Genomic DNA, 23,671 nt, shown 5'->3' on the forward strand with positions numbered 1-23,671 from the left:
AGAGAGAAAATATGGCAGGGAATACTATCGGACAACTTTTTCGTGTGACAACCTTTGGGGAGTCACATGGTATTGCATTAGGCTGCATCGTTGATGGTGTGCCACCGAATCTTGAATTATCGGAAGCCGATATTCAACCTGATTTAGATCGTCGTAAACCCGGTACATCACGTTATACCACACCGCGTCGTGAAAACGATGAAGTACAGATTTTATCTGGGGTATTTGAAGGTAAAACAACCGGTACCAGCATTGGAATGATCATTAAAAATGGTGATCAACGTTCACAAGATTATGGTGATATCAAAGATCGTTTCCGTCCTGGGCATGCAGATTTTACCTATCAACAAAAATACGGTATTCGTGATTATCGCGGTGGTGGTCGTTCTTCTGCACGAGAAACCGCCATGCGTGTTGCTGCAGGTGCGATTGCGAAGAAATATTTACGTGAGCAGTTTGGCATTGAAGTGCGTGGTTTTTTAAGCCAAATTGGCGAAGTAAAGATTGCGCCACAAACTGTCGGCAAAATTGATTGGGATAAAGTCAACAGTAATCCATTTTTTTGTCCAGATGAAAGTGCGGTCGAAAAATTCGATGAATTAATCCGTGAATTGAAAAAAGAAGGGGATTCGATTGGCGCTAAACTAACGGTGATTGCAGAAAATGTCCCTGTTGGCTTAGGTGAGCCTGTTTTTGATCGACTTGATGCAGATTTAGCCCATGCTTTAATGGGGATTAATGCCGTTAAAGGTGTAGAAATTGGCGATGGTTTTGCCGTGGTTGAACAGCGTGGAAGTGAACATCGTGATGAAATGACACCCAATGGTTTTGAAAGCAACCATGCAGGGGGGATTTTAGGTGGCATTAGCTCAGGTCAGCCAATTATTGCGACCATTGCTCTAAAACCAACATCCAGTATTACTATTCCTGGACGCTCGATTAATTTAGAAGGTGAGCCTGTTGAAGTGGTAACAAAAGGCCGTCATGATCCTTGTGTAGGTATCCGAGCAGTCCCTATTGCAGAGGCAATGGTTGCGATTGTGTTACTCGACCATTTATTGCGTTTTAAGGCGCAATGTAGATAACTCTTTTAAATTAAGCTTATTTTTTCTTTTATTGAAGATAAGGTCATTCGTTTAGGAAATCTTATGAATAAATCTTTAGCAAAATTACTTTCAAGTGCGGTTGTTTTAGGGAGTGTTTTTTTCTCGCTACAAACAACGGCCTCGCCACAAGACTGGCAACGAATTAAACGTCCAATTCCAGCAACAGACGGTAAAGCGAATCCAATCGGCAGCTATTCAAATGGTTGTATTATCGGGGCGGAGCCATTGCCTTATAAAGGTGAGGGCTATCAAGTTATTCGTATGAATAAAAATCGCTACTATGGTCATCCGGATATGATTGCCTATTTACAGCGCCTTGGACAAAAGGCGAAGTCAGCAGGCTTACCAACGATGTTAGTTGGGGATATTGCTATGCCAGGTGGTGGTCGCTTTTTAACAGGACATGCAAGCCATCAAATGGGGTTAGATGCGGATATTTGGTTGCGTATGGGCACTATGACAGACAGTGAAGCGTTAAATTCTGATGGAAAAGGCCTGCTTGTTGTAAACCGTCAAACACAACGTGTTGATGAAAATGTGTGGAATAACAATCATGCAACGTTAATTAAACTGGCAGCACAAGATCCAAAAGTCACGCGTATTTTTGTGAACCCCGCGATTAAATTAAAACTTTGTCAAACTGCGGGAGACGATCGTGCTTGGTTACACAAAATTCGTCCATGGTTTGGGCATGATTCACATTTCCATGTGCGTATTGCTTGTCCGAAAGATGCCGCTTATTGTGAAGATCAAGCACCGGTACCAGCAGGCGATGGTTGTGGCGATGAACTTTATTCTTGGTTTGAGCCTGCAAAACCAGGTTCAGGCTCTTCTAAACCAAAAGTGACACCACCAGAACCGTTTTTGTGCCAACAAGTGTTGAGTTCGCCAAATAGTAGCGAATGGTTAGAGTAGGAGTGAAATAATGGAATTGGGGATTGATATATTAGCCATGCTTTTTGCTGCTGCCTTTATTGCCGCATTTATTGATGCGATAGCGGGTGGTGGAGGCTTAATTACAATCCCTGCCTTATTAATGACAGGCATGCCACCTGCGATGGCGTTAGGTACAAATAAATTACAAGCGTTTGGTGGCGCGTTGTCGGCAAGTATTTACTTTCTGCGTAAAAGAGCGGTCAATTTATCGGAGTTTTCTTTCATCTTACTGGTGATTTTTATCGGCTCGGTGATTGGTACCTTGCTTATTCAAAGTTTAGATGCGTCATTAATTAAAAAAGGGCTTCCATTTCTCATTTTAGCGATAGGTCTATACTTTTTATTTACGCCTAAATTGGGCGAAAGTGATCGTAAACAACGCATTTCTTACGCTGTTTTTGCGTTATGTTTTGGTTCATTACTGGGTTTTTATGACGGCTTTTTCGGACCAGGGACGGGTTCATTAATGAATCTGGCTTGTGTGACGTTACTTGGATTTAACCTCACTAAAGCGACTGCGCATGCCAAAGTGATGAATTTAACCTCTAATTTTGCTTCATTAATTTTCTTCTTTATTGGTGGTCATGTGATTTGGACTGTCGGTTTAGTGATGATGGCAGGAAGTCTGATAGGTGCCAATTTAGGGGCTAAAATGGTGATGGCAAAAGGCAAACAACTGATCAGACCGATGGTGGTGATTATGTCATTTATCATGACGATAAAAATGGCGTATGATCAAGGTTGGTTTCATTTTTAACAATTAATTATGACAGATTCTCAAAAAAAATTACGTATTACAGCACGAACGGGCTATGAACCACATTTTTCATGGTCATATTTGCACCCTAAAAATTGGGGGATTTGGCTTGGTATTTTTGTGCTTTTGTTATTGGCTTTTGTACCGTTTCGTTTACGCGATAAATTAGCAGAGAAACTGGCTCGTGCACTCACGAAAAAAATCGGTAAACCACGTATTCGTGCAGAAATTAATTTGAAACTCTGTTTCCCAGATTGGACAGAAGAGAAACGTAACAAAGTAATTGAAGACATGTTTGTGACGGTTGCTCAAGTAATGCTCGGTATCGGTGAAATTGCTATTCGTTCAAAAAAACATTTACAAAAACGTAGCGAATTCATTGGCCTTGAGCATATCAAACAGGCCAAAGCAGAAGGGCATAACATTATTTTGATGGTACCACATGGTTGGGCGATTGATGCATCTGGCATTATTTTACATACACACGGCATGCCGATGACATCAATGTATAACCCACACCGAAATCCGTTGGTGGATTGGTTATGGACTTTAGCGCGTCAGCGTTTTGGCGGAAAAATGCATGCACGCCAAAATGGGATTAAGCCATTTTTAGCACACATCAAACAAGGTCAAATGGGGTATTATCTTCCTGATGAAGATTTTGGTGCAGAGCAAAGTGTCTTTGTGGATTTCTTTGCCACTTATAAAGCCACACTTCCAGGACTAAACAAAATGGCGAAATTGGCAAAAGCGGTGGTTATTCCGATGTTCCCACGCTATAACGCTAAGAATGGCAAGTATGAAATGGAAATTCGTCCACCGATGCAATTAAGCGACGATCCTGAGCAATCAGCCCGTGCGATGAACGAGGAAATTGAGTATTTCGTTACACCAACACCCGAACAATATGTCTGGATTTTACAGCTTCTTCGTACCCGAAAAGACGGGGAAGATATTTACCCAGATTAATTCATTTTATTTACAAAAGTGCGGTCAAAATTCACCGCACTTTTGTATTTTTCTATGCTAGAATGCGAGCCTAAAAACAGGATTTTTTCTTACTCTTTTTTGAGCAATTATTTATGAACAAACAACTTGAATTAATCAAATCTTCTATCAAATCTATCCCAAATCATCCAAAAGAAGGCATCATTTTCCGTGATATCACGAGCTTACTCGAAGTGCCTGCGGCTTTCAAAGCGACAATCGATTTGATCGTTGAAAAGTATAAAGATCAAGGTCTCACAAAAGTAATTGGTACCGAGTCTCGTGGATTTATTTTTGGTGCGCCAGTTGCATTAGCATTAGGCTTGCCATTTATCCCCGTTCGTAAACCGGGCAAATTACCGCGTGAAGTGATCGCACAGTCTTATCAATTAGAATACGGTCAAGACACCCTTGAATTGCATACAGATGCGATTTCACAAGGTGATAACGTGTTAATCATTGATGATTTGTTAGCAACGGGGGGAACAGTTGAAGCTACCGTGAAATTAGTTCAACGTTTAGGTGGTGAAGTGAAACATGCTGCCTTTGTGATTAATTTGCCAGAATTAGGGGGCGAAAAACGCTTACGTGATTTAGGCATTGATTGCTACACCTTAGTGAATTTTGAAGGCCATTAATTTTTAAAGGGATGCGATGAGCTACCAAGTTTTAGCCAGAAAATGGCGACCAAAAAACTTTTCTGAAGTAGTGGGACAAAGTCATGTGCTCACTGCTTTAGAAAACGGTTTAAAAGAAAACCGTTTACATCATGCTTATTTATTTTCCGGCACCCGTGGCGTGGGTAAAACCTCCATTGCTCGTTTATTTGCGAAAGGCTTGAACTGCGTAAATGGTATTACTGCCGATCCTTGCGGTGAATGTGAAAACTGTAAAGCGATCGAAGCGGGCAACTTTATTGATTTAATTGAAATCGATGCGGCTTCTCGTACTAAAGTAGAAGATACCCGTGAGCTATTAGACAATGTGCAATATAAGCCGGTAGTGGGGCGTTATAAAGTCTATCTTATCGATGAAGTCCATATGCTTTCTCGCCATTCTTTCAATGCGTTGTTAAAAACCTTGGAAGAACCACCTGAATATGTGAAATTCCTACTCGCGACAACGGATCCGCAAAAATTGCCAATTACGATTTTATCCCGTTGTATGCAATTTCATCTTAAAGCATTAGATGAACCGCAAATTTCAGCACATCTTAATCACGTGCTTACTGCCGAAAATATTCCTTTTGATGCGCCAGCATTAGATAAATTAGCCAAAGCGGCACAAGGTAGTATTCGTGATAGCTTAAGTTTAACGGATCAAGCGATAGCCATGGGCAACGGTAAAGTTTCCACCGATGTGGTGAATACCATGCTTGGGCTATTAGATGAAGACCAACCGATTGAAATCATTTACGCCTTACATCAAGGTAACGGTGAGCGTTTAATGAAAACCATCCAAACGGTGGCAGAAAAAGCGGGCGATTGGGATGAGTTACTGGCAGAAACGGCTGAGAAATTACATCAAATTGCATTAATGCAGTTGCTCGCTAAAAGTGTGACAGATGAAAACGATCACTTAGGTTTTCTAGCCAAACATATTTCACCGGAAGACGTACAATTCTTCTATCAAGTAATTGTATCGGGTCGAAAAGAATTGGCCTCCGCACCAAATCGTCGAATTGGTGCAGAAATGACATTATTGAGGGCATTGGCATTCCACCCAAAGTTCCTTACGGCAGCACAAACGCCTAAACAAGGCGGGCTATCCCCTGAACAAAATACACAGAAAAGTGCGGTTGAAAATCAGCCTGTTTCTGGTTATGTGGATATGCCGGTGCTGTCGCAAAACATCAAAGCAAATTATTCTGCACAAGTGCAAAAGCCAATGGTTCAATCAGCGGCTATGCATTCTTCAACTTCTCAACCTGTTTCCACTCAAACCTCATCTTCATTGAATTTAGCCAGCCTTGCTGCGCTAGAGGCATTGAATCAATTAACGAAAATTGAGCAATCAGAGCGCCAGCATCATCATGATGAACAGCAAGCCGCAGTGGAAGAAACCTTGCATTACCTCCAAGAGTTAGATGAGCAAAAAAATTCGCCAAAAATGACCGCACTTCCTGTGCGAGAGATGACACCACCGAAAGCTGCGCAAACGAAAGCGACGCAAACGAAAGTAGCGGTACTAAATCCAATGACTCAACAAGCTGACGAGTTAAAGCAAGGTATTGAGACGGTTGAAAATACCATTGATGACAATGCTGAAATGGATGCGGAAGAGCAAGAAATTCTCGATGCGGAAACCTACCGTTGGGAGTGGAGTAATCCGGATTTAGCCAAAGTAGATAGTGGTGTGCGTCCTTCTGATATTAAACAGGCAATGTTGAAAGATGTGACACCAGAATTGCGTGAGAAAATTATTCAAATTACGCAAAAACAAGATCCTTGGACGGATATTGTCGAACGTTCTGGTGTGATTGGCTTTTCAAAAGAGTTAGCATTAAATTGCTTCATTAAGTCGCAAACAGAAGATGAAATTCAACTCGGGCTTCATTCTGAAAAAGCGCATTTAAAACAAGATCGAAATATTAAAAATCTAGTGGATCATCTTGAACGTTTATATGAAAAACCAGTCAAATTATCTATTTTTGTTGAAGATTCCGATGTTTTAACACCGATGGATTACCGTAAAAAAGTTTATCAAGACTTACGTGAACAGGCACGTACTGATTTGCAGCAAGATAAAAAACTGCTTTTATTACAAAAAGAGTTTGATGCGAAGTTGGATGTCGAAAGCATTCGACCAGTCTAAAACTCATTTCTCTAAATTTTAACTTTATAAAGGAAAGAATATGGCGTTTAGCTCTCTTTTTACCCTTATTGATGACATTGCATCGATTCTTGATGATGTTGCCTTAATGACCAAAATGGCAGCCAAGAAAACCGTTGGTGTGGTAGGCGATGACTTAGCCTTAAATGCTAATCAGGTAACAGGGGCATCTTCCGATCGTGAATTACCCATTGTCTGGGCTGTCACCAAAGGATCGTTAGTCAATAAAATCATTTTAATTCCAATTGCTTTATTGCTTTCTGCGTTTTTACCTTGGTTGATCGTGCCGCTTCTGATGATTGGTGGGGCGTATTTGTGTTTTGAAGGTGTAGAGAAAATTCTACATAAATTTATTGCTCACGAAGAGCATGAAGAAAAAACAACCTTTAATGAAGCCGCTAAAATTAAAGGGGCAATTCGTACCGATTTTATTCTTTCCGCTGAAATTATCATTATTGCATTAGGTGAATTAACTGAAGCGAGCTTGCTGACCCGCATTATTTCCCTTTCAATAGTCGGTATCGGAATCACTATTTTTGTTTATGGTTTGGTCGCATTGATTGTTAGAGCAGATGATTTCGGTTTATACCTTATCAAAAGAGGTGGCGTAGCGAAGTCAATCGGGAACGCAATTTTAGTGATTATGCCTAAATTTATGCGTTCACTTAGTTTTATCGGTACACTCGCAATGTTCTTAGTCGGTGGTGGTATTTTCGTACATAATGTCGATTTCATTCATCATTTGCTCGCTGATTATCAATTAGCAGATGGCTTATTAGGTAATGTGGCGACGTTAGTCGTAGGTGTGATTGTAGGCGCGATTGCTTGTGCAATTGTATTACCAGCAATGAAATTATTCGATAAACACTAAAAACGAGATAAAAAATAACCGCACTTTGATTGTTTCAAGGTGCGGTTTTTTTATGGATGGAACAGATTATTTGCGGAAAGTGTAATCGCCAACACAAACCCATTTATAGCTGGTTAAGGCTTCTAATCCCATTGGGCCACGAGCATGAAGTTTTTGAGTGCTTACCGCCACTTCTGCACCTAAACCAAATTGTCCGCCATCGGTAAATCGAGTACTTGCATTCACATACACGGCTGCTGCATCCACTTGATTGATAAATTGTGTGGCTAGTCGTTGGTTTTCCGTCAAGATACTTTCTGAATGTTGTGTGCCATATTCACGAATGTGAGCAATCGCCGCATCCATATCTTCAACCACCACAACATTGAGATCCAATGAGCCCCATTCTTGGCGTAGCGCTTGTTCAGTCACTTCTTGCACATCGATATTTGCAGCTTGAAGAATCGAAAGTGCGGTCGATTTTGCATGGAATTTCACTTTTTTCTCGGCTAAGTAATTCGCGAGTTTTGGTAGGAAGGTTTCTGCAATCGAGCGTTGAACTAAAAGCGTTTCCAACGTATTACATGTGCTTGGACGTTGGCATTTTGCATTCGCAATCACCGCAAGGGCTTTTTCTTGGTCAGCACTTTCTTCCACAAAAAGATGGCAAACACCAACACCACCGACAATCACCGGAATAGTAGAATGTTGTTTACAAAGCTCATGTAAGCCCGCACCGCCACGAGGAATAATCATATCCACATAGCGATCCAATTTAAGCAGTTGCATCACAAGTTCACGATTCGGATCCGTAATGGCTTGGACTGCATGGCGTGGTAATCCCGCTTGTTCAAGGGCATTTTGTACCACTTCTACTAAAATTTGGTTGGAATGTTGTGTTTCTTTTCCACCACGTAAAATTACGGCATTGCCCGTTTTTAAGCAAAGGCTCGCCACATCAATGGTGACATTGGGACGTGCTTCGTAAATAGTACCAATCACACCAAGTGGAGTACGAACTCGTTCAATCTTTAATCCGCTATCTAAGGTGCCACCATCAATGATTTTCCCCACAGGATCCGCGAGCGAAATCACATGGCGCACATCATTTGCAATGCCTTTTAGGCGCTCTTCGGTTAATAAAAGACGATCAATTAAGGCTTCAGATAAACCATTTTGTTTCGCAATTTCAATATCTTTTTGGTTTGCGACTAGAATACGGTCAGCTTGTTGTTCTAATTGTTCCGCAATAATACTGAGCGCATGATTTTTTTCAGTGGTATTTAACTGCGCTAAAATAAAGGCTGCATCTTTGGCCTGTTTGCCCATTTGTTCTAACATAATTATTCCTTTTAATTATTTCGTTTTCTTCGGTAATTTATCATGAGTTTCCTCTTCTTGCTCTTGGAAATCGAAAACGGGTAGTCCCCAACCAAATCGAACAGCAAGTAAACGCAATGAAAAACCGCTGAATAAAGTCAGTAAAATTGTAAATGTATGATCTAATTGAATGTGTTGGAATGCCATATACATAGCCGCGGAGAAGAATGACACGCTGGCGTAAAGTTCTTTTTGGAATACAAGGGGAATGCGGTTACAAAGTAAATCACGCAACACACCACCAAATGCCCCTGTCACGGTTGCCGCAATGGATGTCACGGTAAAGCCATAACCCATATCAATGGCAATTTGCGCACCGATGATGGAATACACGATTAATCCTAAGGCATCTAACACCAAGAAAATGGTACGAAAGTAGCGCATAAAATGTTTGATGAAGGGCGCAATAAAAACGGTTAATACTGCCGCACCAGCTACCATGATGAAATATTCAGGATGTTTAACCCAGCCAACAGGGTAGTGCCCTAATAATACATCGCGTACTGTACCACCGCCAATCGCCGTTACACAGGCGATAATAATTACCCCGAAAATATCCATTTTTTCTCGTCCAGCGGCTAATGCGCCGGTAATTCCTTCGGCGGTAATTCCAATAATATAAAGTACGCTTAATAGCATTTTTTGTGGTTCCTAAAGTGCGGTTATCATTTTGCTTATTTTAAAAGGGAATGAGGCAAAATGCACGAAAGCCATTAAAAAAAGCCGTAAATTTTGGCATAATGACGCCTTCTTTTTCTAATCGAGAATTTTATGTCAGAAGAACAATCCAAACCCTTGGCCGCATTTCTTGCGATATTGCCAATTGGGTTGCTATTAATGGTCGATTTTTTTATAGAATCTTTGCAACTTGCTGAAAAATTGATTCCTCATTTAGCCTTTGGCGTGCTGATTGCCCAATTGCTTTGTTTAGTTGCCTTTATTAAAGGCGAAATTTGCCCAGGGCAGCGTGGACGTTTAATTAAAGCAAATGTCTGTTTTGCACTTTATTGGTTCGTTTGGCTAGGGATGAGCTTGGCCTCACCACATCATTACGTGATGACTGATATTGTCAGTTTATGCGGATTATCTGCTGTATATGCAGTATGGAAACAACCTAAAGATGAAGTTGCTCGTCGTGGTTTTCTCTTAATGGCATCTTTGGTGAGTGGATTTGGTGTCATTGCCTATTTGATGATTTTCTTCGGCAATCCAACACCGAATTTCGTGCAATATAACCCACTGGCACAAGCTTTAATGGGCGTATTGTTAGCGAATTTATGTTTGTCTGTTTCTCGTAATCGTCTGCAAGGTTTCATTGCATTACTACCATTATTGATGATTTTATTGCTTGCCCTTAATGCGTTGGCAGTACTGATTTTTATTGTTTATCAAGGCACAAGTGCGGTCGTTTATTCGAACGTTTTCGCATACGGCATTTATTTTCTGCTTCACTTAGTGATAGCGGGTGTATTGCTCTTACACAGTGTAAATAAATGGAAACTCAGCTATAACAGCCTACTCATTTTATTCTTTATGGCTAGTAGCTTGCCAGTCTGGGCGATGTTTATTTAATGGACAAAATAAAATCTTACGCCGCCCCGATGTTAGTCGTGGGCTGCGTGCTATTCGGTTTAGGAAGCCTAATTGTTAAGTTTGTGCCAGTGGGAGGTTATGCCATTGCGTTCTGGCGCTTACTCATTGCCTCTTTTATTTTCTGGTTTTTAATGAAATTAAAAAGACAGCGTTTTCCTAAAAGTCGTAAAGCGATGATGTATGCTGTATTAGCCGGAATTTTTTTAGCTTTTGATTTATCTTTTTGGCATGAAAGTGTATATGCCGTAGGGCCGGGTATTTCAACGTTGCTGAATAGCTTGCAGATTTTCTTTTTGTCAGCAATTGGCTATTTTTTCTTTGGTGAATGCCAAAGTAAGTTACAAATATTAAGCTTTTTTTTAGCAGTTGTTGGTGTTGTTTTAATCTCAGGGGAAGAGCTACAGCATAATTTTGAAGGCATGTATGGCATTATCATTGGGCTCATTTCTGCTGGCTTGCTTGCAGCCTCAATGGTTATGATTAAAAAAGTACACGAAGAAGAACCAACGGCTTTATTCTCACTCATGTTTATTCTGAGCTTAAGTGGTGCTTTCGTCTTAATTATTCCTTCGCTAATTTTTAATCCTGATAGTCTTTATCCCACCACTTTCACCGATTGGGGATTGGTGTTTATTTATGGGGCGGTGATGCAATGTGTCGCCTGGGGCATGATTGCTTATACCATTCCTTATTTGTCGTTAGGTTTAACTGGTTTGTTGCTTCTTTCTGAACCGGTGGTGGCGCTCGTAATTGATTATTTTGGATTAGATAAGCCCATCAATCATTGGCAATGGGCGGGGACAGTGCTGACATTAGTCGCAATTTATCTTGGCTCTCAAAAAAACAAAACCGCTTAAAATAAAAAAGTGCGGTAAATTTCACCGCACTTTGTCTTTACATTAAACCAATTACTCAGCTGCTTTCTTTTTCAAGTATTGATAGAGCTCGTCTTTAATCCGTAATTTTTCTTTTTTCAAGTTCTCAATTTCCGTATGAGTTGCGAGTTCTATGTTATCAATCTTATTTTTGATATCTTGGTCTAATGCATTGTGCTTTTCAAACAAGCGATCAAAATAAGCATCTTTGTTTTTAAGCTTAGTGATTAAATCGCGGAATTCAGGAAACATAGGTTACTCCTCTTGGTTAACGTTCATTTTCATTATAGAACTTTTTTTTGCTGTTTCTAGTGTCTCATTCTCAGAATTTGACAGAGATCACAAAATTAAATCATGGCAAAGTGCGGTCATAAAATTTGATGTTTTTGAAAGAGTTAATAAAAGAAAAATCAGGCTTTTAACTGGTTTATTTGGCGAAAGCGCGCTAGAATAAAGGTATCTGTTTCATAATGAAAAATAGGGAATTCCAATGATCGATCCAAATTTACTCCGTAATAATCTGGCTGAAGTAGCAGAAAAATTAAAAGTAAAACGTAACTTTATTCTTGATACGGAAAAACTTACCGCATTAGAAGAACAACGCAAAGATTTACAAGTAAAAACTGAAACATTACAAGCAGAGCGTAATGCGCGTTCCAAAGCTATTGGTGCAGCAAAAGCACGTGGTGAAGACATTGCGCCATTATTGGCCGAAGTGGATAACATGGGTGAACAGCTTAACGAAGCGAAAACTAAACTTGATGCCGTGTTAGCAGAAATCAATCAAATCGCGTTAAGCATTCCAAACATCCCTGCGGATGAAGTGCCATTAGGTAAAGATGACACTGAAAATAAAGAAATTTTACGTTGGGGGACACCGCGTACATTTGATTTTGAGATCAAAGATCACGTGTCATTAGGTGAAGATGCAAATGGCTTAGATTTTGCAGCAGGAGCTAAATTAGCAGGTGCACGCTTTGCAGTAATGAAAGGTCAAATTGCTAAAATGCACCGTGCATTAGCACAATTTATGCTAGATCTTCATACCGAACAGCATGGTTATTTAGAAGCTTATGTACCTTATTTAGTCAACCATGCGACTCTTTATGGAACAGGTCAATTACCAAAATTCGGTGAAGATTTATTCCATACTTTAGCGCTAGAAGGCGAACAACCTTACGCATTAATTCCAACAGCAGAAGTACCGGTAACTAACCTTGTTCGTGATGTGATTGTTGATGAAGCAGATTTACCAATCAAAATGACCGCGCATACACCATGTTTCCGTTCTGAAGCGGGATCTTATGGTCGTGATACCCGTGGCTTAATTCGTATGCACCAATTTGATAAAGTGGAAATGGTACAAATTGTGGATCCAGATAAATCTATGGAAGCACTTGAAGAATTAACAGGCCATGCAGAAAAAGTATTACAACTTTTAAATCTACCATATCGTAAAGTATTACTTTGTACTGGTGATATGGGCTTTGGTTCTTGCAAAACTTACGACTTAGAAGTGTGGGTGCCTGCACAAGATACTTACCGTGAGATTTCTTCTTGCTCTAATATGTGGGATTTCCAAGCTCGTCGTATGCAAGCTCGTTGCAAAGCGAAAGGGGATAAGAAAACTCGCTTAGTGCATACATTGAATGGCTCTGGTTTAGCGGTAGGCCGTACATTAGTGGCTGTGCTTGAGAACTATCAAAATGCAGACGGCTCAATTACTGTGCCAGAAGTATTACGTCCTTACATGGGCGGATTAGAAGTGATCTGCAAATAATTAACAATATATTAATTTAATTTAGGGCTAATGTTTATTAGCCCTTTCTTTCATCTAGAGAAATGAGATTTTTATTCTAGTCTTTGAGATAAATCCACATCAATATTCACGCATTTATGGGTAATCTTATAAGGTACCAATTTTAGGAGAATAATAATGACTGATAAACGACCTTTTCCTTTGCCAACTGGGTATTTTGCGATTCCATTAGGCTTGGGTGCCTTGTCTTTAGCCTGGCTGCATATGGGCGATACGCTCTCTTTTTCTCGGAATGTAAGTGATATTATTGGATTAATTTCTGTTTCAGTATGGGCACTTTTCGTCTTGCTTTATATTTATAAAATGATTTATTTCTCTCACGAAGTACGCGATGAATATTGCTGTCCGATACGTTTTTCTTTTCTTGCCTTAATACCGATTACAACGATGTTAAGCGGGGATATTCTATATCGTTGGTATCCTCTCATTGGTGAGGGATTAATTTGGATCGGGACGATTGGGCAATTGTTATTTGCTTCTGTGCGTATTAGTGCATTATGGAAAGATGGCACATTTGAGCAGAAATCGACATTGCCACCATTTTATTTACCCTCTGTCGCGACTAATTTCACCAGTGCCTCATCATTAGCCTTATTAGGATATCAAGATCTAGGCTATTTGTTCTTAGGGGCGGGGATGATTGCTTGGATTATTTATGAACCGGCATTATTACAGCGTTTACGTGTGTTGCAGATTGAACCTCAATTTCGTCCAACCATGGGGATCATTTTAGCACCGGCATTTGTGGGATCGTCGGCTTACTTATCGCTTAATGGGGGAGAGATAGATCTTTTCGTTAAGCTCTTATGGGGATACGGCTTTTTACAAATGTTCTTTTTAATTCGCCTTTTCCCTTGGATTAGTGAAAAAGGGATGAATATTGGTTTTTGGTCTTTTTCATTCGGATTAGCCTCTTTAGCAAACGGGGCAGTTTCTTTTGTTCATCATAACGTACTGAGCGGGTTGGCAAACGGTGCGTTTATCTTTGCTAACTTGATGATTGGTGGGTTAGTACTGATGACGCTAGGAAAGCTCTTAAAAGGACAATTTTGGTTAAAGTAGTTTAAACAAAAAGTGCGGTTAAAAATGACCGCACTTTTTTTATGAATTTTTAATCACAACTTGTCATTTACAAAAAAACTAGACATGTCGTTTTGCGGTTGATGTAAATGCAATCTTATCTGGTCGATAACTAATACTCCCATATTGAAACGGTCGCCCATCAGCCAAATAAGTGGTGCTCGTCACATTCACAACCATGTCATACTCACCAAGATCGATCGCATTTTTTTCTTCTTCGTTCGCATAGCGAAAGACAATTTTTCGTTGTGAGTGGCTAATTTTTAATTTTAATTCGTTTTCCAGGTAGTGATAAATAGAGTGTTCTGCGATTTCTCGACTAATAAACGGCACGATGCGGCGATCAAAATAAGAAACCTCATATTCAACCGCTTCGCCATCGATTTCACGCAGACGAGCAATGCGGTAGAAATCGATCTGATCATTGACATTAAAGATATCCATCAATTCTTCTTCGCCTTGCACAATATACAAGCTGGTTAATGTGGTTTTCACTTGATGGGTTGAGGCACTATTTAATTCGCTAACGGTTTTAATTTCAGAAAGCATTTGTGGTTTAGATAAATCATGTTCTAAAACAATCGAATTTCGGCCTTGTTGCTTTTGAATATAGCCATCAATTTCAAGTAAAGAAAGTGCTTTTCGAATAGTGTCTTTGGAAAAACCATAGCTTTGCATGAGTTCATTTTCACTCGGGAGCTCTTGCAATGGTACGAAATTACCATTGTTAATTTGGGTCTTTATCTCGTTATAGACCTGCTTGTACTTGCTCATTTTTAATCCTTTTATCGACCGTTCGTTCCATAGGTGTCGTCATAGCATATCATAAAATCATAAATGTTATACGTATAAAATGTGACAAAAGTCACATATTTACGAAAATGTTATTAACTTTTACGTATAAGTTGTTGCATAAAAATACGTTTAGGTTAGAATGAGCCAAAATGATAACTTCCTAGAGGAAATATTATGCTTACTCGTTCAAGTGGTGTTCTTATGCACATTACCTCACTACCAAATGCATTAGGAATTGGTAGTTTTGGGCAATCGGCTTATGATTTTGTCGATTTTTTAGTTGAAACTAAACAAACTTATTGGCAAATTCTTCCACTGACCACCACCAGTTATGGTGATTCACCTTATCAATCTTTCTCTGCAATTGCAGGTAATACTCACCTTATTGATTTTGATCTATTAACCCAAATGGGGTTATTGAAAGAAGCGGATTATGCATCAGTCAATTTTGGTGAAGATCCAACTAGTGTGGATTATGAACGTATCTTCTATGCTCGCCGTCCAATTTTAGAAACGGCAGTGAAAAATTTTTTAGCGAATCAATCATTCCAAGCGGATTTCCAAAATTTTGAAAAAAACAACCGCTTGTGGTTAGACGATTTTGCTGAGTTTATGGCAATTAAAGAGCATTTCGGCAATCAAGCATTGCAAAAATGGGATGATAAAAAAGCTGTGGCTCGTGATCCAAGTGCATTGGAAAAATATCGCAGCATGTTAGCGGAGCAAATCCAGTACTTTAAAGTGACGCAATATTTCTTCTTCAAACAATGGACTGAATTAAAAAATTACGCAAATCAAAAAGGCATTCAGATTATCGGTGATATGCCGATTTACGTGGCAGCAGATAGTGTAGAAGTTTGGACAAAACCAGAACTCTTCCAATTAGATGAAGAACGTAATCCGCTTTTTGTTGCGGGGGTTCCAGCCGATCAATTTAGTGCAACGGGGCAGCTTTGGGGTAACCCGCTTTACGATTGGGAAGAACATAAAAAACAAGGCTATACTTGGTGGATTCACCGTATTGAAGAAAGCTTCAAGATTTATGATGTACTGCGTATTGACCATTTCAAAGGTTTCTCTGATTATTGGCAAGTAGATGGAAAAGCAGAGGTTGCTAAAGATGGTAGCTGGCAGCCAGGTCCAGGTTATGACTTATTTAAAGCCGTTAAAGAGCAATTAGGTGATTTACCGATCATTGCCGAAGATTTAGGTAATATTGATGATAAAGCCAGAAAACTACTTGCAGATTGTAATTATCCGGGCATGAAGATTCTGCAATTTGGCTTTGAAGATGTTAGCGGAAAAAGCTTAGATAGCCCGCACTATTGCATTCCGCATTCCATTGTTTATACCGGCACACATGATAATGATGTGACTAATGGTTGGTATAACAGCTTAACTGAACAACAGCAGCAATATATCAATGATTATACCCACCGCCGTGAGGATGAATCGATTTGCCAAGCGATGATTCGTCAGCTTTTTGCGACGGTTAGCAATACTGCGATTGCAACAATGCAAGATGTTTTAGATTTGCCAGCCCGTTCAAGAATGAACGTTCCTTCAACAATTGGTGGAAACTGGCAATGGAGAATGCAGCAATCTGATTTAACGCAAGATAAAAAAGACTTTTTAGCAAAAATGACCACGTTATATCAACGTGCGAATCAGGAAAAACATAATAATGAAATTTAGTGAATTTGTAAAAAATAAAATAAATAAACCGCTTGAACAATTAAGCGATAAAGAAACTTATATTCAATTATTAAATTACGTAAAAACATTCTCAGCAGATAAACTTAAAAACACAGGTAAACGTAAGATTTATTATATTTCTGCAGAATTCTTAATTGGTAAATTACTTTCTAATAACCTGATTAACCTTGGTGTATATCAAGACATCAAAACGGAATTAGAAAGTGCGGGTAAATCATTAAGCCATATTGAAGATATTGAGCCAGAACCGTCTTTAGGAAATGGTGGGTTAGGTCGTTTGGCTTCTTGTTTTATTGATTCAATGTCTACCCTTGGCTTAAATGCGGAAGGGGTCGGCTTAAATTATCATTATGGCCTATTTAAGCAAGTCTTTAAAAAGAATGAACAACATGCGGAACCTAATGACTGGATTGAAGATAGTTCTTGGTTGATTCCAACCGATATTAGCTATGAGGTGCCATTTAAGAAATTTACGTTAACCTCTAAATTAGATCGCATTGATATTTTAGGTTATAAGAAAGAAACAAAAAACTATCTCAATTTATTTGATATCAAATCAGTGAATCCTAAACTGATTAAAAAAGGTATCGAGTTTGATAAAACTGCGATTGAAGAAAATCTAACATTATTCCTTTATCCAGATGATTCAGATAAAAATGGGGAATTACTGCGTATTTATCAACAATACTTCATGGTATCAAATGCGGCACAGTTATTAATTGATGAAGCGATTGCACGTGGCAGTAATTTACATGATTTAGCCGATTATGCGTATGTTCAGATCAACGATACTCACCCTTCAATGGTGATTCCTGAATTAATTCGCTTATTAACGGAAAAACATCAGATTAAATTTGCAGAAGCGGTTGAAATTGTACGTAATATGGTGGGCTATACCAACCATACAATTTTGGCTGAAGCATTAGAAAAATGGCCACTCGCTTATTTAGATGAAGTGGTGCCTCATTTAGTGGTGATCATTAAAAAATTAGATAAATTAGTGCGTGCCGAGTATAAAGATCCTGCCGTACAAATTATTGATAAACAAAAACGTGTGCATATGGCGCACATGGACATCCACTTTTCAAATTCTGTGAATGGTGTGGCGGCATTACATACGGAGATTTTGAAAAATTCAGAGCTTAAAGCGTTCTATGCGTTATATCCTGAAAAATTCAATAATAAGACAAACGGCATTACCTTCCGCCGTTGGTTAGAGTTTTCTAACCAACCATTAGCGGCTTACATTAAAGAATTGATTGGCGATGAGTATTTGCATGATGCAACGAAATTAGAAAAATTGTTAGCCTTTAAAGATGATAAAAAGGTTCATCAACAATTAGCGAAAATTAAGTTTGAAAACAAATTAGCACTAAAAGCGTACCTTAAAGAAAATAAAGGCATTGATTTAGATGAAAATTCAATCATTGATACGCAAATTAAGCGTTTCCATGAATATAAACGCCAACAAATGAATGCGCTTTATGTGATTCATAAATACTTAGAAATTAAAGCGGGTAAATTACCCAAACGTAAAATTACCGTGATTTTCGGCGGAAAAGCCGCACCCGCTTATGTGATTGCACAGGATATTATTCACTTAATTCTTTGCTTATCTGAGTTAATCAATAATGATCCTAAAGTGAATAAGTATTTAAACGTGCATTTGGTGGAAAACTATAATGTGAGTGTGGCGGAAAAACTGATTCCAGCAACCGATATTTCAGAACAAATTTCACTTGCCTCTAAAGAAGCTTCTGGTACAGGGAATATGAAATTTATGCTGAATGGCGCATTAACGTTAGGCACAATGGATGGGGCTAATGTTGAAATTGCAGAATTAGCTGGTGCTGAAAATATCTATACATTCGGTAAAGACTCAGAAAGCATTATTAAACTTTATGAAACAGCAGGTTATGTTTCAAAAGAATATTACGAAAACGACAAAGAGATTAAAAGAGCGGTTGATTTTATTCTTAATCCTGCCGTGGTGAAATTAGGGAATAAAACACGTTTAGAACGTCTTTATAACGAATTATTGAATAAAGACTGGTTTATGACGTTAATTGACTTTAATGCCTATGTCGAAGCGAAAGAACAAATCTTAGCTGATTATGAAGATCAAGATAGTTGGAATGAGAAAGTGGTTCATAATATCGCAAAAGCGGGCTTCTTCTCATCTGACCGCACTATCGCTCAATATAATGCAGATATTTGGCATAGTGAGGACTAAGGGGGAGGCAATGAAACTACTTACCCTGAATGTACACGCTTGGTTAGAAGCTAACCAAGCGGAAAAAATAGAGATTCTTGCTGACACTATTGTGGAAAAGAGTTATGACATCATTGCCTTACAAGAGGTTAATCAATTGATGTCTGCTTCTGCTATTTCGCCAACATTAAAGCAAGATAACTATGGTGTCATTCTGTTGAATAAAATCAATCAACGCGTTGCACAAAAATATTCGCTTTTTTGGAGCAATTCGCATATTGGTTATGATAAATATGATGAAGGTATTGCGTTCTTAACCCGTTTGCCTGTTTATGATGTTGATGCGTTTTATTGTAGCCAACACCAACGTCTTGACTCGATTCTTTCGCGTAAAATCATTGGCTTGACAGTGGAATATCAAGGCCAATTGATTGAATGTTATTCTTGCCACATCAATTTGCCAAATTGTGATGGGGAAAACCAACTTGATAATGTTCGTTATATTGTAGAGCGAAGTCAAAGTGCGAATCTGAAAATCTTGATGGGCGATTTCAATACCGATGCAATAAGCGACCAACAAGCTTACCAACAAATTAAATCCTTAGGCTTATTCGATACATTTGAAATGGCAGAACAGAAGGATAGCGGCATCACTGTAGAGAAAGCGATTGACGGCTGGAAAGGCCATAGTCAAGAAAAGCGATTAGATTATATTTTTTTAAATCAGGCAAAAAAGGTTTTATCCAGTCAGGTTATTTTTAATGGGAAAAATAAACCGATTGTTTCCGACCATTTTGGCGTAGAAGTAGATCTCATCTTGTAGGAGGATTGATATGAAAAAACTACTCAGTTTTGAGTTTTGGCAAAAATTCGGTAAATGCCTAATGGTTGTAATTGCCGTTATGCCTGCAGCGGGTTTAATGGTGAGTATTGGTAACTCACTGCCTTTGATTAGTGACGCAGAATGGCTAGCGCGTGTCGGAAACATTATTGCTCAAATTGGTTGGGGGATTATCGGTAATCTTCATTTATTATTTGCTTTAGCGATTGGTGGTAGCTGGGCAAATGAGCGTGCAGGTGGCGCATTTGCAGCGGGTCTTGCTTTCATTTTAATTAACTTAATCACTGGTCACTTCTTCGGTGTAAAAATTGAAATGCTAGCCGATCCAAATGCTCACGTAAGTACCGTATTTGCAGGAGAAATCCCAGTTGCACATTACTTTGTGAATATTCTAGGACAGCCTGCGTTGAATATGGGGGTATTCGTCGGTATTATTGCGGGTTTTGTGGGGGCAACAACCTTCAATAGTTACTACAATTTCCGTAAATTACCTGAAGTACTCACTTTCTTTAATGGTAAACGTTTTGTTCCTTTCGTTGTCATTTATCGTTCTGTATTAGTCGCTATCGTTTTATCGCTATTCTGGCCTTTAGTTCAAACTGGAATTAACCATTTCGGTCAATGGATTGCGAACTCACAAAACTCAGCGCCAATTTTAGCACCATTTATTTATGGTACCTTAGAGCGTTTATTACTTCCGTTTGGTTTACACCACATGTTGACTATCCCAATGAACTATACGTCATTAGGCGGTACTTATGAATTCTTAACAGGTGTACAACAAGGTAAACAAGTATTTGGTCAAGACCCACTATGGCTTGCATGGATTTCTGACTTAATTAACCTTAAAGATGCGGGTAATGTAACCCAATATAACGAGCTACTTTCAACCGTGACACCAGCTCGATTCAAAGTAGGGCAAATGATTGGTTCAAGCGGTATCTTAATGGGCTTGACGCTTGCTATGTATATCAATGTAGATGAAGACAAGAAAAAACTCTATAAAGGTATTTTCCTTTCATCAGCACTTGCGGTGTTCTTAACAGGGGTAACAGAGCCAATCGAATACATGTTTATGTTTGTCGCATTACCGCTCTATATTGTTTATGCTTTAGTACAAGGTTGTGCTTTCGCCATGGCAGATATTGTGGACTTACGTGTGCATTCATTCGGTAACATTGAGTTCTTAACGCGTACACCAATGGCGATTAAAGCAGGCATTGGTATGGATGTGATCAACTTTATCTGGGTATCGATCTTATTTGCTGTTGCTATGTTCTTTATCGCGAACTTTATGATTAAGAAATTTAATCTTGCAACAGCAGGCCGTAATGGTAACTATGATGCGAAAGGTTCAGATGAAGCTTCTAGCGATGAGCCAAAAGTGGCGAATGCTAGCACGCAAGTTATTCAAATCATCAACTTACTTGGTGGACGTAATAACATTGCAGATGTTGATGCTTGTATGACACGTTTACGTATCACCGTACATAATCCAGATTTAGTGGGTGATGAAGCAAGTTGGAAACAAGCGGGCGCAATGGGCTTTATCGTGAAAGGCTCTGGTATCCAAGCGATTTATGGGCCAAAAGCAGATGTCTTAAAATCTGATATTCAAGACGTGCTTTCATCTGGCGTTGAAATTCCTAAAATGTAATTCAGCCTAAATGCTAATTTTATCCCCGCTCTTCAAGGCGGGGATATCATATACCTCTCCTAGATATTGAATATCTTCAATATATCTCCAAAATTCCTTTATTTGATACCATCTATAAAATATTGTCACAACTTCGGCGCTAGAAAAAATACCGCCCATTGTGTAACGAGCGGTATTTCTAGTGTTAGAAGGGAAGTGGTCATTAAATGATTAACTGACCGATAATACTGCGAGTTTCCTCTCGAACCTCGGTAAGTTTTACTTTCACTAAATCACCAATTTTGTAACGGCGTTCCCCTTGAATATACAGTGCTAATTCATCAGCATTCACTTGCATTTCATCTTTATTTGGATGCAATGTGGAGGCCGGTACGAACATGGATGCGCCATTTTCCAATAATTGAACCCGTAAACCACCACGCATCACATCTTGCACTTCTGCATCAAATTCAGCATTTTCAGCGACTTTATCAGCAAGATAGCGACAATATAACCAATCTGCAATATCACGCTCAACCAAGCGATTTTGACGACGTGCTTCTTGCAAGCGAGCAAGCACCTCATCTTGTGGTTTTTCACAAGCTTGCTGTGTGAGCACGGCTTTAATTAAACGATGGTTCACCATATCGGAATATTTACGGATAGGCGATGTCCAAGTTGCATAACCTTCTAATCCAAGCCCAAAATGTGGAGCAAGTTCTGATTTAAATTCCGCAAAGGTTAAATAACGACGTAAACGGAATTCTAAATAGTCACCTTCAATCGGTTCAATATCATGACGCATTTGGCAATAACCCTTTAAGGTTGCCAAATTTTCTACCGAATAACGCTCAGCAAGCTCGGCTTGATTTTCTTCATTAGCTAAATTTGCCATTAAGAAATTATGCGCGTTTTCTAAGAATTTCTTATCAAACCCAGAATGTGTATTAAAAATACCAGTTTGTGCTTGTTCAGCTAAGAATTGTGCAGCACAGATATTGGCAATGATCATGGATTCTTCCACGATTTGATTTGCAATACGACGATATTCCGCCTTAATTTCTTTTACTTTGCCATTTTCAGCGAGAATAAAGGAGTAATCCGGTTTCTCTTTAAATAAAAGAGAATGCGTTTTACGCCATTGAATACGTGCTTTGGTAAATTGATGTAGCCAATCAATTTGCTGTACAATTTCTGGTGTTTCCGGTTGCCATGCATCAGACATTTGTTCTAAATAATCTGAGATCTTGTTATAGACTAATTTCGCTTTAGATTGCACATAAGCAGACACAAAATTCGGTTTAGCTGTGATGTTACCCGCAAGATCCGTTTCGATGTAACATACTAATGCAGGGCGAGTTTCATTTGCCATTAATGAGCATAATTCATCAGACAATTCACGCGGCAACATTGGGATGTTGAAGCCTGGTAAATAATTGGTGAAACAACGCTGTTTCGCATCTTTTTCAATTTGTGAATCTAATGCAATGTAAGCTGTTGGATCCGCAATGGCAACGACTAATCGCCAGCCGATTTGTGTACTATTTTGCTCGATAGGTTCGATATAAAGGGCATCGTCCATATCCTGAGTACTTTCAGAGTCAATGGTGACAAAATGAAGTGCAGTCAGATCTTCACGTGTTTGTTGATCTAACATTTCATAACTTTCAGCACCTTGCACAGGATGACGAGATTGCTCATGACGTGCTAATGTCACCCACCAAGGGGCTAATTCATCATCAGCACGGCAGATAAATTGATTGATGGTGGCATAGAAAAAGCGATCATCACGCAATGGGTGTGTTTTCAAATTTGCTACAACCCAGTCGCCTTCTTGTAATTCTTCTTTGACGGATTTGGCTTGTTGAGCACCAATAGGTTGGTTGATACTTGGATGATCAACTAAAACTTGCAATTTCTTGTCTTTATTGAACCGCACTTTGGCAATAAAGCGCGTGAGCATTGGTTCAATTAATTCTTCAGGTTCAGCTTGTTCTTTATCGCCTTGCTTTTCAATGGTGGCTTTGATTTTGTCACCGTGCATTACTTTTTTCATAGCAGGCGGGGCAATAAAGTAGCTTTTTTTATCGCACTCTAAAAAACCATAAGCTTTATCTGTACTTTTTACCACGCCTTCAACGTGTTCTTTGCTGTCGTGGATTTGTTGCTTAAGTTGTGCGAGTAATGGATTATCTTGGAACATAGTTATATTTAAAAAAAGAGAAAAGGCAGACTGAAAAGCCTGCCTAAAAATAG

Annotated in this window: 20 protein-coding genes; 15 read left to right on the forward strand and 5 right to left on the reverse strand. The window is 39.1% G+C overall.

All coding sequences use genetic code 11. From position 1 onward, the window contains the following. The first annotated feature begins 11 nt into the window (after nt 1-11). The 7 genes from aroC (at nt 12) to QP437_RS02295 (ending at nt 7,489) form a co-directional block, all read left to right on the forward strand. Nucleotides 12-1,085, forward strand: coding sequence for a chorismate synthase (gene aroC, locus QP437_RS02265; protein ID WP_285266800.1), 1,074 nt, complete (start codon nt 12-14; stop codon nt 1,083-1,085). Nucleotides 1,086-1,148: 63 nt separating this feature from the next. Then, nucleotides 1,149-2,021 carry a penicillin-insensitive murein endopeptidase gene (gene mepA / locus QP437_RS02270; protein ID WP_014065622.1) on the forward strand — a complete coding sequence of 291 codons (873 nt, stop codon included), beginning with the start codon at nt 1,149-1,151 and terminating at the stop codon, nt 2,019-2,021. A gap of 10 nt (nt 2,022-2,031) precedes the next feature. After that, complete coding sequence (locus QP437_RS02275) at nt 2,032-2,799, forward strand: TSUP family transporter (protein WP_285266801.1); 768 nt, start codon at nt 2,032-2,034, stop codon at nt 2,797-2,799. A 9-nt stretch (nt 2,800-2,808) separates the two neighbouring features. Continuing rightward, entirely contained in the window at nt 2,809-3,768 is a 960-nt protein-coding gene (gene lpxM, locus QP437_RS02280) for a lauroyl-Kdo(2)-lipid IV(A) myristoyltransferase (protein ID WP_193451169.1), read from the forward strand. A 113-nt stretch (nt 3,769-3,881) separates the two neighbouring features. Then, entirely contained in the window at nt 3,882-4,424 is a 543-nt protein-coding gene (gene apt, locus QP437_RS02285) for an adenine phosphoribosyltransferase (protein ID WP_005698770.1), read from the forward strand. Nucleotides 4,425-4,440: 16 nt separating this feature from the next. After that, on the forward strand, nt 4,441-6,600 hold the full coding sequence (dnaX, locus tag QP437_RS02290) for a DNA polymerase III subunit gamma/tau (protein WP_285266802.1): 2,160 nt from the start codon (nt 4,441-4,443) through the stop codon (nt 6,598-6,600). A gap of 40 nt (nt 6,601-6,640) precedes the next feature. Beyond that, nucleotides 6,641-7,489, forward strand: a complete 849-nt coding sequence (locus QP437_RS02295; RefSeq protein WP_285266803.1) for a DUF808 domain-containing protein — start codon at nt 6,641-6,643, stop codon at nt 7,487-7,489. 66 nt (nt 7,490-7,555) lie between these two features. On the opposite strand, the gene proA is transcribed toward QP437_RS02295, so the two are convergent. Continuing rightward, nucleotides 7,556-8,809 (reverse strand): glutamate-5-semialdehyde dehydrogenase, encoded by a 1,254-nt coding sequence (gene proA / locus QP437_RS02300; protein ID WP_285266804.1) that lies wholly within the window; start codon nt 8,807-8,809, stop codon nt 7,556-7,558. A 15-nt stretch (nt 8,810-8,824) separates the two neighbouring features. After that, nucleotides 8,825-9,487 (reverse strand): trimeric intracellular cation channel family protein, encoded by a 663-nt coding sequence (locus tag QP437_RS02305; RefSeq protein ID WP_285266805.1) that lies wholly within the window; start codon nt 9,485-9,487, stop codon nt 8,825-8,827. 132 nt (nt 9,488-9,619) lie between these two features. Between QP437_RS02305 and QP437_RS02310 the strand changes: the two genes are divergently transcribed. After that, nucleotides 9,620-10,420 (forward strand): hypothetical protein, encoded by an 801-nt coding sequence (locus QP437_RS02310; protein ID WP_285266806.1) that lies wholly within the window; start codon nt 9,620-9,622, stop codon nt 10,418-10,420. Then, the gene (locus QP437_RS02315; RefSeq protein WP_285266807.1) at nt 10,420-11,298 is read left to right on the forward strand and encodes a DMT family transporter; all 879 of its coding nucleotides are present in this window, start codon (nt 10,420-10,422) and stop codon (nt 11,296-11,298) included. The genes QP437_RS02310 and QP437_RS02315 overlap by 1 nt, the downstream gene beginning before the upstream one ends. A gap of 51 nt (nt 11,299-11,349) precedes the next feature. Here the strand turns inward: QP437_RS02315 and QP437_RS02320 are convergent, their stop codons facing one another. Next, complete coding sequence (locus QP437_RS02320) at nt 11,350-11,568, reverse strand: YdcH family protein (RefSeq protein ID WP_111315434.1); 219 nt, start codon at nt 11,566-11,568, stop codon at nt 11,350-11,352. Between the two features lie 238 nt (nt 11,569-11,806). On the opposite strand from QP437_RS02320, the gene serS reads away from it, so the two are divergent. After that, on the forward strand, nt 11,807-13,096 hold the full coding sequence (gene serS / locus QP437_RS02325) for a serine--tRNA ligase (RefSeq protein WP_285266808.1): 1,290 nt from the start codon (nt 11,807-11,809) through the stop codon (nt 13,094-13,096). Between the two features lie 156 nt (nt 13,097-13,252). Then, the gene (gene tehA, locus QP437_RS02330; protein WP_285266809.1) at nt 13,253-14,197 is read left to right on the forward strand and encodes a dicarboxylate transporter/tellurite-resistance protein TehA; all 945 of its coding nucleotides are present in this window, start codon (nt 13,253-13,255) and stop codon (nt 14,195-14,197) included. A 78-nt stretch (nt 14,198-14,275) separates the two neighbouring features. Here the strand turns inward: tehA and QP437_RS02335 are convergent, their stop codons facing one another. After that, the gene (locus tag QP437_RS02335) at nt 14,276-14,989 is read right to left on the reverse strand and encodes a UTRA domain-containing protein (RefSeq protein WP_285266810.1); all 714 of its coding nucleotides are present in this window, start codon (nt 14,987-14,989) and stop codon (nt 14,276-14,278) included. A 195-nt stretch (nt 14,990-15,184) separates the two neighbouring features. Here QP437_RS02335 and malQ point away from each other — a divergent pair, with 195 nt between their 5' ends. The 4 genes from malQ to QP437_RS02355 are packed head-to-tail and all read left to right on the forward strand — an operon-like array spanning nt 15,185 to nt 21,436. Continuing rightward, nucleotides 15,185-16,705 (forward strand): 4-alpha-glucanotransferase, encoded by a 1,521-nt coding sequence (gene malQ / locus QP437_RS02340; RefSeq protein ID WP_285266811.1) that lies wholly within the window; start codon nt 15,185-15,187, stop codon nt 16,703-16,705. Beyond that, on the forward strand, nt 16,692-18,959 hold the full coding sequence (glgP, locus tag QP437_RS02345; protein WP_336620757.1) for a glycogen/starch/alpha-glucan family phosphorylase: 2,268 nt from the start codon (nt 16,692-16,694) through the stop codon (nt 18,957-18,959). Before malQ ends, glgP begins: the two co-directional genes overlap by 14 nt. Nucleotides 18,960-18,969: 10 nt before the next feature. After that, complete coding sequence (locus QP437_RS02350) at nt 18,970-19,761, forward strand: endonuclease/exonuclease/phosphatase family protein (RefSeq protein ID WP_285266813.1); 792 nt, start codon at nt 18,970-18,972, stop codon at nt 19,759-19,761. Nucleotides 19,762-19,771: 10 nt separating this feature from the next. Next, a complete protein-coding gene (locus QP437_RS02355; protein ID WP_285266814.1) occupies nt 19,772-21,436 on the forward strand; it encodes a PTS transporter subunit IIBC in 1,665 nt (554 codons plus the stop codon). A gap of 202 nt (nt 21,437-21,638) precedes the next feature. Here the strand turns inward: QP437_RS02355 and rnb are convergent, their stop codons facing one another. Then, nucleotides 21,639-23,618, reverse strand: a complete 1,980-nt coding sequence (gene rnb / locus QP437_RS02360) for an exoribonuclease II (protein WP_285266815.1) — start codon at nt 23,616-23,618, stop codon at nt 21,639-21,641. Nucleotides 23,619-23,671: the final 53 nt, after the last annotated feature.

The sequence above is a fragment of the Haemophilus sp. UMB1048 genome, from assembly GCF_030218125.1.
Lineage (GTDB): Bacteria > Pseudomonadota > Gammaproteobacteria > Enterobacterales > Pasteurellaceae > Haemophilus_D.